At 69.7% G+C, this 12,904-nt stretch carries 10 protein-coding genes; 4 read left to right on the top strand and 6 right to left on the bottom strand.

The annotated features are described in order from the left end of the window. Nucleotides 1–4 precede the first annotated feature (4 nt). Complete coding sequence (locus ACWDR3_RS12460; protein WP_450352441.1) at nt 5–1,468, bottom strand: FAD-dependent oxidoreductase; 1,464 nt, start codon at nt 1,466–1,468, stop codon at nt 5–7. 71 nt (nt 1,469–1,539) lie between these two features. Between ACWDR3_RS12460 and ACWDR3_RS12455 the strand changes: the two genes are divergently transcribed. Beyond that, a complete protein-coding gene (locus ACWDR3_RS12455) occupies nt 1,540–2,193 on the top strand; it encodes a TetR/AcrR family transcriptional regulator C-terminal domain-containing protein (protein WP_450352440.1) in 654 nt (217 codons plus the stop codon). Nucleotides 2,194–2,290: 97 nt separating this feature from the next. Here the strand turns inward: ACWDR3_RS12455 and ACWDR3_RS12450 are convergent, their stop codons facing one another. Next, complete coding sequence (locus ACWDR3_RS12450; protein WP_450352511.1) at nt 2,291–3,382, bottom strand: acyltransferase family protein; 1,092 nt, start codon at nt 3,380–3,382, stop codon at nt 2,291–2,293. A 207-nt stretch (nt 3,383–3,589) separates the two neighbouring features. On the opposite strand from ACWDR3_RS12450, the gene ACWDR3_RS12445 reads away from it, so the two are divergent. The 3 genes from ACWDR3_RS12445 to ACWDR3_RS12435 are packed head-to-tail and all read left to right on the top strand — an operon-like array spanning nt 3,590 to nt 9,095. Next, on the top strand, nt 3,590–5,056 hold the full coding sequence (locus ACWDR3_RS12445) for a glycosyltransferase family 29 protein (protein ID WP_450352439.1): 1,467 nt from the start codon (nt 3,590–3,592) through the stop codon (nt 5,054–5,056). Then, complete coding sequence (locus ACWDR3_RS12440; RefSeq protein ID WP_450352438.1) at nt 5,053–7,386, top strand: glycosyltransferase; 2,334 nt, start codon at nt 5,053–5,055, stop codon at nt 7,384–7,386. The genes ACWDR3_RS12445 and ACWDR3_RS12440 overlap by 4 nt, the downstream gene beginning before the upstream one ends. A 2-nt stretch (nt 7,387–7,388) precedes the next feature. Further along, complete coding sequence (locus ACWDR3_RS12435; protein WP_450352437.1) at nt 7,389–9,095, top strand: hypothetical protein; 1,707 nt, start codon at nt 7,389–7,391, stop codon at nt 9,093–9,095. Here ACWDR3_RS12435 and ACWDR3_RS12430 read toward each other — a convergent pair. The 4 genes from ACWDR3_RS12430 to ACWDR3_RS12415 all read right to left on the bottom strand — a co-directional run bounded on the left by ACWDR3_RS12430 (nt 9,085) and on the right by ACWDR3_RS12415 (nt 12,613). Further along, nucleotides 9,085–10,350 carry an NAD(P)/FAD-dependent oxidoreductase gene (locus tag ACWDR3_RS12430; RefSeq protein WP_450352436.1) on the bottom strand — a complete coding sequence of 422 codons (1,266 nt, stop codon included), beginning with the start codon at nt 10,348–10,350 and terminating at the stop codon, nt 9,085–9,087. The genes ACWDR3_RS12435 and ACWDR3_RS12430 overlap by 11 nt on opposite strands. Then, on the bottom strand, nt 10,347–10,772 hold the full coding sequence (locus tag ACWDR3_RS12425) for a GtrA family protein (protein ID WP_450352435.1): 426 nt from the start codon (nt 10,770–10,772) through the stop codon (nt 10,347–10,349). Before ACWDR3_RS12425 ends, ACWDR3_RS12430 begins: the two co-directional genes overlap by 4 nt. Further along, nucleotides 10,765–11,787, bottom strand: coding sequence for a glycosyltransferase family 2 protein (locus ACWDR3_RS12420; RefSeq protein WP_450352434.1), 1,023 nt, complete (start codon nt 11,785–11,787; stop codon nt 10,765–10,767). Before ACWDR3_RS12420 ends, ACWDR3_RS12425 begins: the two co-directional genes overlap by 8 nt. 142 nt (nt 11,788–11,929) lie before the next feature. After that, nucleotides 11,930–12,613, bottom strand: a complete 684-nt coding sequence (locus tag ACWDR3_RS12415) for an FkbM family methyltransferase (RefSeq protein WP_450352433.1) — start codon at nt 12,611–12,613, stop codon at nt 11,930–11,932. Nucleotides 12,614–12,904 lie beyond the last annotated feature (291 nt).

The raw sequence follows: 12,904 nt of genomic DNA, 5'->3' as shown, positions 1-12,904 counted from the left end.
GCGGTCACGGGCGCTCGCCGAAGCCCGCGAGGTACTCCGGCAGCCCGGTGACCGACGTGCCCGCCCAGCCGACGTAGCCGTCGGGGCGGACCAGGAACAGGCCCTGGCCGTACGTCTCTTCGGCCGGTGCGTGCACGACCCGTACCGACTCCGGGAGTGCCATCGGCACGTCAGCGTCGAGGTCCGTTCCGAGCGCCAGCAGCGTCCAGTGCGGGCCCTGGAACGCGTCGAAGAGGCGCGCCCCCGCCACCGTCACGTCCGGTGCCCGGTCGCCCGCGCGCACCCCCTCCGGGGCCGTCCGCGTGTCCACCGTCAGCGTCGACTCCCAGTAGCCGAGCCCGAGTTGGCGCGTCGCCTTGCCGCGCTTCACCTCGCCCCGGTGGACGCCCGTCGACAGGCCCAGTACCTGGGCGGCGATGGGGCGCCGCTCCTCCTCGTAGGAGTCGAGGAGTTCCTCCGGCGCGCCCCCGCGCAGCACCGCGCCCAGCTTCCAGCCCAGGTTGTAGGCGTCCTGGACGCTGGTGTTGAGGCCCTGGCCGCCGGCCGGGGAGTGCACGTGCGCCGCGTCGCCCGCGAGGAAGACCCGGCCGGCGCGGAAGCGGTCGGCCAGGGCCGCGCGGGGCTGGAAGTCGGAGGACCAGCGCAGTTCCGTCACGTCCTCGGGGGCGAGGTGGGAGCGGGCGGCGACGACCTTGCGGACGCCGTCGGGCGAGGTGTCGACCGGCGTGCCCTCCGGGAACTGGGCGACGACCTGGAAGTCCTCCGTACCGGCGAGCGGGCAGATCGCGAGGAAGCCCTCGCTGTCGCCCTGCGGCGGGAAGACGTGCCAGTGGTCACGGCCCAGGCCGGTGATCCTGACGTCCGCCACCAGCATCGGGTTCGGGTCCACCGTCTCGCCGACCATGGCGATCCCCAGGCTCCTGCGCACCGCCGAACGGCCCCCGTCGGCCGCCACCACGTACCGCGCGCGGACCGGGTCGCCGGCGGCGAAGCGCACGGTCACGCCGTCGCCGTGCCGGTCGGGGGACTCGTCCAGCGAGACGACCTCGCGCCCGAACTCCACCCGTCCGCCCAGCTCCGTCAGCCGCGCGAACAGGATCTCCTGCGTCCGCCACTGCGGGACCATCCACGGTCCGGTGAACCGCGTGTTCTCCTCGGCGTCCTCGGCCGGGTCCATCATCCGGTGCTCGCCGGCCTGCTTCCCGTCCTGCCAGATCATCCCGACCGGGTACTCGCCCCCGGCCGCGAGGATCCCGTCCAGCACACCGAGGTCCTCGAAGACCTCCATCGTGCGCGGCTGGATGCCCTTGCCGCGCGAGCCGCGGGCCAGTCCCTCGCCGCGTTCCACGATCAACGCGTCCACCCCGCGCCGGGCGAGGTCGATCCCGAGGGCGAGGCCGGTCGGGCCCGCGCCCACGATCAGTACGTCCACCGATGCCCTGTCCGCCGGCAGTCCCTGCACGCTCATGATCCGTCTCCTTAACGCTGTTAAGTTCCGTTGTCCGCAAGAGTGCCCTTAACGCTGTTAAGCTGTCAAGCGTGAGTACGGAACGACGTGCGCCCCTCGACCGCAAGCGGGTCGCGGACACCGCCCTGAAGCTGCTGAACGAGGTCGGCCTGGAGGGCCTGACTCTCCGCGCCATCGCCAGGGAGCTGGACGTCAAGGCGCCCGCCCTGTACTGGCACTTCAAGGACAAGCAGGCGCTGCTGGACGAGATGGCGACCGAGATGTACCGGCGGATGGTCGCGGGGACGGCCCTGGATCCCGCGGACACCTGGCGGGAGCGGCTGCTCAAGGCCAACCGCGGACTGCGCGCGGCCCTGCTCGGCTACCGCGACGGCGCGCGGGTCTTCAGCGGCTCGCACTTCACCGGCTCCGACCACGGCCGGGAGATGGAGGCGAACCTGCGGCTGTTCACGGCCGCCGGCTTCACCCTCACCGAGGCGGTCCGCGCGGCGGCCACGCTGAACGCGTACACGATCGGCTTCGTCACCGAGGAGCAGGGCGTCCAGCCGCTGCCCGACGAACGGCGCGAGGGCTACGACGTCGAGGAACGGGCCCGGCTGCTGGCCGAGTTCCCGCTGTCGGCGGCGGTCGGCGTGGAGATCTTCGAGGACTACGACGGGCAGTTCGAGGAGGGCCTGGAGCTGATCCTCGCCGGGATCGAAGCCCGCTACCGACCGGCGGGCTGAGCCGTGCCGCCGACGGTCCTCAAGCGCGTATCGGCGCCGACCGTCCTCAAGCCCGTATCGCCGCCGACCGTCCTCAAGCCCGTATCGCCGCCGTCCCTCACGCCGACGCCAGTGTCCGCTTCAGGCGAGGCCCGAACGGCCGCTCCACGAACCGGTGGATGAGCCAGGCCAGGCCCAGCAGGCCCAGCACGGTGAGCGTGAGCGTCAGGCGTGCGGGCAGGCCGAGGACGGCGTGCAGCATGTGGATCACCGGCCAGCCCAGGTGCTCGTGGACCAGGTAGAAGGGGTAGGTCAGGGCGCCCGCGGTCGTCAGCCAGGGCCAGTTCGCCCAGTTGAGCCGGCCCAGCGCGATCGCCGCGACCGCCACGAAGCCCAGCGTCACCACCAGGACGATGCCGAACACGGTGCGATGGGCGAACGCGCCCGCGCTCGCCGGGCGCCACAGCGCCGCCACCGCCTCGTGCTGCCCGATCAGCCAGCCCACGGCCACCACCGACCACGCGTAGACGTCCCGCCGGTCGCGGTGGACCAGGTAGAGGCCCACACCACCGACGAAGAACGGCGCGTACTCGGGCATCACGACGATGTCGAGCAGCGGCTCGTGCGCACCCCGGGCGATCGCCGCCGCCGCCAGCCAGCCCGCGCAGAACAGCAGCACCCGGCGGCGACTGGCCCCCGGCACCACGACCAGCAGCGCGAACAGCGCGTAGAAGCGGACCTCCGCCCACAGCGTCCAGCACACCCCGAGCACCCGGTCCACGCCCAGCGGCTGCTGAAGCATCGTCAGGTTGACCAGCGCGTCACTGGGCGAGACCGCCTCGTAGGCGACGACCGGGAGAGCGAACACAGCCGTCACTAGTACGATGGCCGCCCAATAGGCGGGCAGCAGTCGCGCGGCACGGGATGCGAAGAAGGATTTCACCGGGCGTCCCCATCCGCTCATGCAGATCACGAACCCGCTGATCACGAAGAAGACCTGTACACCGAGACAGCCGTACGCGAAATACGAATGCAACGTGGGGAACTGGTCGCGTGGGGAACTTCCCCATGCGCGGGCGACCTCGCCGCCGCGGCCGCCGTAGTGGTAGGCCGCCACCATCAAGGCGGCGAGCAGCCGCAGTCCGTCCAGCGACCGCAGCCGCGGCTCCGGGGCTCTGACCTCGGATTCCGCGGACGGTCTTTCTGTCAGGAGCTCTCTATGGGGGAGTCGGCGCCAATAGTCCGAATCGTGGCGAAAGCTGGGTTGACGGGCCAACGATTCGTCCTCCGGTTCCCATTGGTTCACCTGAACGTCGCTTTCGCTTCCTAATTTTTTCCAGCATCCCCCTACGCCGTGGTAAACCCGGCGAACGACTCAGTTTTCACAGCATTGGCTTGGCAAATACCCAGGAGCGCCATGACGAGGGTCCAGAACAGACGGGCACGTGTACGTGGAGGGGAGCTGGACGACTGCTTGCGCGCCTGCGCCGCGCACAGCGGGAAGCTCGTCGGCAGCATCGACCGCAAGCGCGTCGAACTCGCCGAGCAGCTGCGCAAGCTGCTCGTCGTGTGGGGCACCACCTCCGTGGCGGCCCCCGCGCCCGCACCCGCCGGCGGCGCCACCGCGCTGCTCAAGCGCGCGGTCAAGGGCGCCACGGCACCCACGGGCGGCATCCCGAACGAGGTGCTCGACGCCCTGCTCGCGGTCGCCAACAAGGCCCTTGAGGCCGGTTACGACGACGAGCTCAACCTCGCCCTGGTCATCAGCGACACCGTCCTGGCCCAGCGCAAGAACTCCCGCGCCGGCTGGCGCCTGCGGGCCCGTCTCCTGGAGGCGATCGGCGACGAGACCGAGGCCCTGGAGGCGTACGAGAAGTACCTCGGCCTCACCGACGACGACGGCTTCGGCGTCCGCAACCGGATCGCCGGACTGCGCCTGGCCGGCCAGAAGGAGAGCGAGCTGATCGCCCTCCTGAAGCGGCAGAACCCGCGCGCCGAGGAGTTCACCCGGCGCCCCGCCACCGACGTGTGGGCCGAGGGTCTGGCCGCCCAGGCCGTCGGCGACTGGAGCGAGGCGGAGCCCCGGCTGGTGGGAGCGCTCCTGACGCTGGCCGCCGAGGAGGCCCCGGTCAACGACCGCCAGGAACTGCTCAGCCAGTACCTGGACCTCCGTCTGACCGCCCCCGGCGTCGACCTGCCCGCGCTCACCGAGGCCCTCGCCCTCTACGCCGAGCAGCGCCGCACCCGCATGCGCGGACCGGTCGCCGACCCGACCATCGGCGGCGTGGAGTGGCTCAGCCTCGGCGAGTTCCGCAACCGGATCGCCGGCAAGTCGATCGCCCTGATCGCCAACTCCGGCCGGGTGGGCGCCAGTTCGATGGGCGCCGAGATCGACGCGTACGACCTCGTGGTGCGCTTCAACTCGTACAAGATCGACCCGAAGAGCACCGGCAGCAAGACGGACATCCACGCCACGATCCACAAGCACGGCTTCAACTGGGAGAAGCAGGTCACCACGCGCCTGGTCTTCGGCGGCATCTCCGGCGACTGGAAGTACTCGCTGCGCAACCGCCTGGTGCCCGGCGCCCAGACCTACCTCGGTGACGAGTCGCTGCGCTGGCCGGTGCGGAACATCGGCAAGCTCGGCACGGACGTCTGGTCGGGCATCCCGACCACCGGCTTCAACATGCTGTACCTGCTGGACTTCCTCGACGTCAGCCCGAAGCTCGACCTGATCGGCTTCGACTTCTACGAGAGCGGTGCCTACCGCGTCCAGGAAGCGATGAAGCTCGCCATCACCTCCGTGCACGAGTACACCAGCGAGAAGGCATGGGTCATGGAGCGGGCCCAGAGCGTGACCGACATGAGGATATCCCTGCGATGACCACGACCTCCCTGACCGGGGCCCCCGCCGTCAAGGCCCCGTCGACCGACGCGGCCGCCCTGACCGGCAAGCGGCGCATCGCCTTCGCGAGCTTCGTCGACGAGAACTACCTGCCCGGCTTCCTCGTCCTGCTGCGCAGCCTGGCGCTGTCCAACCCGAGCGTGTGCGAGGACTTCGTCGTCCTCTACGACGATCTGAAGCCCGGCTCGATCGCCCAGATCCGCGCCCTGCACCCGCGCATCGTGATGCGGCGCGTCGACGCCGACCACTACGACTCGTACCAGAAGGGCGACCAGGACAACTACCTGGTCCGCAAGGCGTACTTCATCCTGGACGTCTTCAAGATCCGCGAGTACGACACGGTCATCACGCTCGACACCGACATGGTCGTCCTGGGCAGCCTGGCCGAACTCCTCGAACTGCGCGAGGGGTTGGCGGCCGTCCCGCAGTTCTTCTACGGGCAGCACAAGCTCAACTCCGGTCTGCTGGTGATCCAGAAGGAGTACCTGAGCGACGAGTTCTGCGCCCGCCTGGACCGCTGCGGCCGCTCCGGCGACTACGAGCTGGACAAGCACGACCAGGGCATCCTCAACTCGGTCCTGAACGGCGACTTCGTCCGCCTCGACCCGCGCTACAACTTCGTCAAGCGGCGGCTGTCCGGCGACCTCCCGGTCCCCGAGGACACCGCGATCCTGCACTTCACCGGGCGCCACAAGCCCTGGCAGGGCGGCGAGGCCGGCTACAGCCAGGCGGAGGCGCGCTGGCGCGAGTTCGAGCTGACCGACGCCGAGTTCCACACCGCGTACATGGAGGCCCCCGGCGGCCTGCACCACGACCTGCTCGTGCACTACGGCACCCCGCACGTCGCCCGCACCGGCGATGTCGAGGTCGCCCGCAAGGTCGCCGCCGCGCACATAGGCAACGGCGACTACCAGGACGCCGTCGACATCCTGGCCGGCGTGCACATCCCGCTGGACGAGGCCTGGCCGCACGAGGTCTTCGGCCACGCCCTGATGAGCGTCTCCCGGTACGAGGAGGCCAAGGCCCGGCTGCTGCTGGCCACCGCCGCCCCCAACCGGGCCGCCACCTCCTACGCCCGGCTCGCCCAGATGGCGTGGGTGCACGGCGACAACGCCGACGCGCTGAAGTACGCCACCGCCGGCATCGCCGTCGACCCGACGCACCGCCCCAGCCGTCTGTGGGCGCAGCGCGCGGCCTCCGTGCCGGCGCAGGAGCAGGGCGCGCCCGAGGACCAGCTCGCGCACGTCGCGTTCTACATGGACCGGCAGGGCAACGCGGGCGACAAACTCCTTCCGGAGAGCGTCCGTTCGGCCTTCGGCCCGGACACCACCTCCCGGCGCTGGCACTCCGTGCACGCCCACCGCCTCTTCGACAAGGCGGCCCTGGAGCGCGTCAACAAGCGCCGGGGCCTGGTCATCGGCGGCGGCGGCCTGTTCATCCCGGACACCATGCCCAACGGCAACAGCGCCTGGCAGTGGAACGTCCCGGACGAGCTGATGAGCGCCATCGACGTGCCGATCGCCGTCTTCGCCGTGGGCTTCAACGCCTTCGACGGACAGTCCTACCGGGCCAACCGGTTCGGCCAGTCGCTGCGCCTGCTGGTCGAGAAGTCCAGCTTCTTCGGCCTGCGCAACCACGGCTCGATCGAGAAGGTCCGGGCGATGGTCCCGGCCCATCTGCACGACAAGATCCGCTTCCAGCCCTGCCCGACGACGGTCACCCGCCAGCTGGTGCCCGGCTGGCAGGACCCGGCCAAGCGCGACGACACCATCCTGATCAACGCGGCCTACGACCGCGCGGGTCTGCGCTTCGGCCACGACTACGCCTACTTCCTGGCCCAAATGGCCAAGGCGGTCAAGGACTTGGGCGAGCTCGCCGAGGTCCAGTGCGTGGCCCACTCCCTCGACGACGAGAAGATCGTCTTCGACCTGCGCCGCGAGCACGGCATCTCGATGCCCGTCATCCCGATGTACGACTTCGAGAACAAGGAGATCCTCGATCTCTACGCCCGCACCAAGCTGGTGATCGGCATGCGCGGCCACGCGGGCATGATCCCGTTCGGCGTCGGCACGCCCATCATCAGCCTGATCTCGCACCCGAAGATGGCGTACTTCCTGCGGGACATCGAGCGCCCCGAGTGGGGTGTCTCCGTCCACGACCGCCACCTCGCGGCCCGACTGGTGGAGCGCTCCAGGGACCTGCTCGCCGACCACGCGAAGACGGTCGCCGACGTCCACGGCCGCCAGCAGGAACTGTGGAAGGCGACCCAGGCGAACGCCGCCGACCTCCGGGTCATCCTGGGCGGCTGAGCGTGGCGACCAGCACTCTGGCCGACGACACCACCGTCGCCCGGCCGGGCATCCGCGACCGCCGCTCACCCCTGTGGTGGGCGGTGGTCGCCCTGCCGGCCGCGGTGGCCGTCGTGTACACCGTGACCACCCGCCGGCTCACCGGCGACCTGCACTACGTCCTGGCCGCGCTGCGCACCGGCCGCGCGGCCGGCTACTCGCCGTCCGAGGTCTTCACCCACCGGCCGTACTTCTACCGGTGGTTCATCGCGATCCTCGACCGGATCACCTCCCTCGGCGGAGCCGGTACGGCGGTCCGCGAGGCCCTGATGGGAGCGGCCGGCGTCCTGCTCGCCGGCGCTGCCGCCTACGCCCTCTACACCGCGCTGCTGCGCCGGGTCACCGGCCGCGAGGCGGCCGTCACCGCGGGCGCCACCGGCCTCGCCCTGGCGCTCGCCCCGCGCAACGACTTCCTGCAGCCCGAGTGGGCCGCGGTGGTGCTGACCGTGCTGGGCATCGCCGCCGCGATCGGCCCGGAGCGGCCCTGGCGGGCGGCCCTGTACGCCGCCGTACCGCTCGGGCTCGCGGTGATGATGAAGTACTCCACCGCGGACACCGCCGCGATCGGCATCCTGCTCGTCTACGCCGTCGACCGGGGCCGTGCGGTCCGGGTCGCGGTGGTCGCGATGGCCGCCGCCGGGGGCCTGTTCGGGCTGAGTCTGCTGGGCGGGTCCCACGAGTGGCAGTGGACCCAGGACATGCCGCAGATCAACCAGTCGGCGATCGGCCGTACCGGCATCCACCCGCACTTCATCCTCGACCGCTCCGTCGACTTCCTGGCCGACCGAGCCGTGACCACCCCGGTGCTGCTGCTCGCGCCGGGTGCGCTGCTGCTGATCCTGACCCGGGTGAGCGGCCGGTGGCGGCGGGCCGAACTGCTCCTGGTCGCCGTGACGATCGGCGTCGCCGCCCAGGCGGTCGTGGTCGTGCAGGGCAACTGGTTCCTGTACCACGGGGCCCAGATGCCGGTGCTGGCCGCCGCGGCCTGGGGCCTGGCGGTGGGCGGCGCCCGCCGTACACCGCCGTGGTGCTTCGGCGCCGTGTCCCTGGTGTGCGGCGTGCTGCCCGTGGTCTACGCCCAGGCACCCAAGGGCCTGCAACGGCCGTGGGAGGTCTGGGTCGCGGGACTGGTCGCGCTGCTCGCAGCCGGCGTGGACGTGCTCTGGAGCAGGCGGACGACCGTCCGACGCGGGGTCGTCTCCGCCGTGGTGGTCACGCTGTCGGGGGTGGTCTGCCTGACCGCCTCCATGTGGCCCGGCTCCCCGCACCTGGTCTCGCACGGCAAGGTCACCGAGACCAGCTCCCACTACCTGGCCGGCATGCGGCGCGGAGAAGCCGACGCCGACCGGATCCGGGACCGACTGCCCGCGAACGTCCCGGTGTTGTACCTGGCGTTCGGCGAGATGACGTACTACATCGACCACCCGGCGCAGTGCCGCTACCCGATCGCGACCTTCCTGCAGCGCAGCCGCTTCCTGCCGGACGTGGCCGAGCTGCCGTCGTTCAAGGAGAACGCCGACTGCGTCGACCACGACCCGGCCCCGTACGCGGTGCTTGAGCGGCCCTGGTTCCAGCCGGGCCATGTGGACCCGGAACTGTGGAAGCGCGTCAAGGCCGTCTACGACTGCCCGAGCATCCGGACCCGGGTCGTGCTCTGCGTCAGGCGTTGATCCCGAGGGACGCGGTGACCTTGCGGGCCAGGGCGATCGAGTAGCTCTGGCCCCGGTCCTGCGGGTAGATCTGCGCCATCGTGGCCAGCGTGACCCGGCTCATCGGCGTCTCGTGGGGCGGGATCAGCGCCCGGTACTCCGGCGTGACCACCGGCTGCGCGAACCCGGCCTTCGAGAAGTGCCAGTCCTTGATCCAGGAGGCGTCGAAGTCGGGGTTCACGCGCCGCAGATACGGCACGAACCGGTCGAGCAGCTCGCGCGGTTCGGTGGTGAAGCGCCAGTCCTCGCGCTCGACGTAGTTGCCGACGTAGAGGATGTGCCGGCCGCCGTACACCGAGGGGTCGATCATCTTCGTGTGCTCGACGACCGCGAGGAAGGGGAAGTCGGGCTCGTTGATGTTGAGCCAGTAGTACGGGATCACGCTGCGGTCCAGCTCCAGCACGAAGCAGGTCGCGCCCAGGTACTGGTTCTTCCACACCGCGTTGTCGGCGGGCAGCCCGGCCGCCTTGGCGAAGGCGGGCTGCGGAGTGGTGACGATCAGCTGGTCGAACTCGTAGCGCGAGCCGTCCGCGCAGGCCACCGCCACGGTGTCGCCGTCCTGGCGTATGGACTCGGCCGCCTTGCCGAACTCCACCTTGCCGCCGCGCTCCTCGATCCCGTCCCGCAGCGCCGCGTAGACCCGCTCGAACCCGCCGTCCACATAGCCGAGTTCGAAGGTACGGCAGTGGATACGGGCCCACAGCCAGGCCATCGACACCTGCTCGGCGCGGTCGCCGAACTTGCCGCGCAGCAGCGGCTCCCAGATCGCGGCGGTGGCCTTCTTGCCGGCCCAGCGGCGCAACCAGGCAAGCGCGGTCAGGTCGTTGAAGCGCTCGCCGTTCCGCACCGCCTTCAGCACCGCCGAGGAACCGGCGAAGCGCACGGCGTCGACCGGGTTGAACTCCGGGTAGCGCAGCATGTCGAACGGCGTGGTGAAGTCGACCAGCCTGCCGCCGCGGTAGATGCCGGTGGTGGGCCGGTGGAAGCGCAGGGCGTCACCGAGGCCGAGTTCCCCGATCAGGGAGATCATCGCCTTGTCGCTGCGGAAGATGTGGTGGTAGTAGCGCTCCAGCGGAACGCCGCCCACCTCCAACGAGGCCGCCAGACCGCCGAGTTCGTCGGCCGCCTCCAGGACGGTGACCTGGTGGCCGGCGCGTACGGCGTCCCAGGCGGCGGTCAGGCCGGTGGCACCCGCGCCGATGATGCCGAGATTCATGCGAAGCTCCACTTTCGGTTGAGCACGAACTGAAGGGCCAGCACCAGCGGCAGCGAGGCGGCCTTGACGACATTGGCATTGATGCCGAGGCCGTCGGTGAAGGCGAGGAAGAGCAGGTTGGTGAAGACGATGCCGGTCAGGCCGACGGCGTAGAACCGCAGGAAGCGGACGACCAGCCGGTCCCGGCGTTCGAAGGTGAACAGGGCGTTCAGGACGAAGTTGTTGGCGATGCCGAGGGTGGTGCTCAGCGCGTTGGCGAGCTGCTCGTCCATGCCCGCGAGGTTGTGCAGCAGCAGGAAGACGACGAAGTCGATGACGACGCCGCTGCCGCCGATCACCGTGTAGCGCACCAGCTGGCGCACGGTCTGGGAGCGGGGGTTCTCGGCGGTCACCGCGGGGGTGGTGGCGGTGATCTCAGTCATCGGACTCGGGTCCGCCGATCACTTCGCGCACCAGATACAGCGGCCGGCCCTGGGCCTCGCTGTATATCCGCCCTATGTAGGTGCCTATGACCCCCAGCGAGAGCATCTGGGTGCCGCCCAGGAACAGCACCACACACATCAGCATCGTCCAGCCGGAGACGGTGATCTCGGGCTGGAAGAACTTCATGGCGAGCGCGTAGACGATGCCGACGAGCGACAGCGCGAGGACCACGAAGCCGAGCCGGGTGATCATCTTCAGCGGGGTGGTGGAGAAGCTCGTCATGCCGTCGACCGCGAGGCGGGCCATCTTGCGCAGCGGGTACTTGGTCTCGCCGGCGAACCGCTCGTCACGGTCGAAGGAGACCTCGGTCTGGGCGTAGCCCATCGAGGCGACGATGCCGCGCACGAAGCGGCTGCGCTCGCGGTACTTGCGCAGCTCGTCGGCGACCTTGCGGTCCAGCAGGCGGAAGTCCCCGGTGTCCAGCGGGATGTCGACCTCGGTGGAGGAGCGCAGCATGCGGTAGTACAGGTGCGCGGTGGCCTTCTTGAACGCGGTGTCCTGCCGGGTGCGGCGGCGCGCGTGCACGATCTCGGCGCCCGCCTGCCAGGCGTCGACCAGCTCCAGGCTGACCTTCGGCGGATCCTGGAGGTCGGTGTCCATGACGATCACGGCATCGCCGGTGGCCAGGTCGAGGCCCGCGGTGATGGCGATCTGGTGCCCGAAGTTACGGGCGAAGTCGACGACCTTGACCCGGGCGTCCTGCTCCGCCAGGCCCTTGAGCAGGGCGAGCGAGCCGTCGGCGGAGCCGTCGTTGACGTAGACCAGCTCGAAGTCGAGCTCCGGTCGGGTGCCGAGCGCGGCGATGAGCTCGGTGTGGAATGCGGTGATGCCGTCCTGCTCGTTGTAGACCGGCAGGACATACGAGATGAGCGGCCGCCGGGCCGACTCCGGCTCGACCGCCGCGAGTGCGACGGGAGCCGGAGCAGGGGCGGGCGGCGAAGCTGTTTGCGCCATTGGTGGAAGCTATGGAGCAGTTGTTAACTCCCGACCAACACATGGCGTCGGAATGCAATCTTCCGTGTATCTCTTCGTACCTATTTCTCTTACGTTCCTATTTACCATGCTCCACGGCGATAGCCGGAACTTCACAGTCCGCTCAGTCGCTGGGTGTGAACAGCAGGTTCCGCGTCTTGCGCGGCCGGGGCGCGTACCACGGCACGAGGGTCCCGTCGGCCTCGGTGACCCAGTTGCACTCGTAGCCGAGGGGGTTGAACTCGGCGAGCAGTCCGTCCATCTCCGCGTCCGCCAGCGCTTCCAGGATCACGGTCGGCCGGTCGCGCTTCAGTACCTGACGGGCTCCTTCGAGGACCGACATCTCATGGCCCTCGACGTCGATCTTGATGAGGTCCAGCTTGGTGTCGGCGAACACCTCGTCCAGCGGCAGCAGCCGGATCCGCTTCAACTCGGCGCCCGCGGCGCCCGTCTCCAGGGTCGATCCCGTGGAGAGCAGGTTCCCTGAGAAGCGGACGCTGATCTCGGCCCAGCCCGCCTGGCTGGAGACGCCCGCCTGGTAGAGCTTGATGTTCTGCAGGCCGTTCGAGCGGACGTTCACCGAGAGGCGGGCGTGGATCTGGTCCACCGGCTCGAAGGAATGGATCTTCGCCTTGGGGTTGGCGAGGGCGGCGATCATCGAGAAATAGCCGACATGCGCTCCGACGTCGGCGATCGTCGTGCTCTTCGCGGCCAGCCGGGACCAGGTGGCGAGACTGCCGGGTTCGTAGCCGAACTCGCCGTTCCACAAGGTGTCGAGGGCGACCGCGTCGTCGTTCACACAGAACATGACGAATGGTGGGCAATGCGGCGAGTTGATCTCTACGTAACCTCTGTAGGGATACTTCTTTCGATGGGTGACGATGATGTCGCTCGTGCTGACCGGTCGTACGGATGGTGCGTGGTCCAGCATGCGGGCATTCGCTTCTTGGAGCTGGGGTATACGCATGCTGCGATCGTAGGGCCCTGTCCCGGTTTGTTGCAGGTTCCCGGAACATATGCGAGCGGGCCGCGACCCGTGCAGACCAGGCAATTGATACCGCAGGTCTAGGGTCGGCCCGCAGCCGCCTCCACAGCCCAG

The organism is Streptomyces sp. NPDC001002 (assembly GCF_053599215.1).
This window is presented reverse-complemented; position numbering and strand designations above follow the sequence as displayed.

Coding starts and splice junctions, on each gene's coding strand:
- ACWDR3_RS12460 (WP_450352441.1), bottom strand. CDS start 1,468: ATGAGCGTGCAGGGACTGCCGGCGGACAGGGCATCGGTGGACGTACTG.
- ACWDR3_RS12445 (WP_450352439.1), top strand. CDS start 3,590: ATGACGAGGGTCCAGAACAGACGGGCACGTGTACGTGGAGGGGAGCTG.
- ACWDR3_RS12440 (WP_450352438.1), top strand. CDS start 5,053: ATGACCACGACCTCCCTGACCGGGGCCCCCGCCGTCAAGGCCCCGTCG.
- ACWDR3_RS12430 (WP_450352436.1), bottom strand. CDS start 10,350: ATGAATCTCGGCATCATCGGCGCGGGTGCCACCGGCCTGACCGCCGCC.
- ACWDR3_RS12425 (WP_450352435.1), bottom strand. CDS start 10,772: ATGACTGAGATCACCGCCACCACCCCCGCGGTGACCGCCGAGAACCCC.
- ACWDR3_RS12420 (WP_450352434.1), bottom strand. CDS start 11,787: ATGGCGCAAACAGCTTCGCCGCCCGCCCCTGCTCCGGCTCCCGTCGCA.
- ACWDR3_RS12415 (WP_450352433.1), bottom strand. CDS start 12,613: ATGTTCTGTGTGAACGACGACGCGGTCGCCCTCGACACCTTGTGGAAC.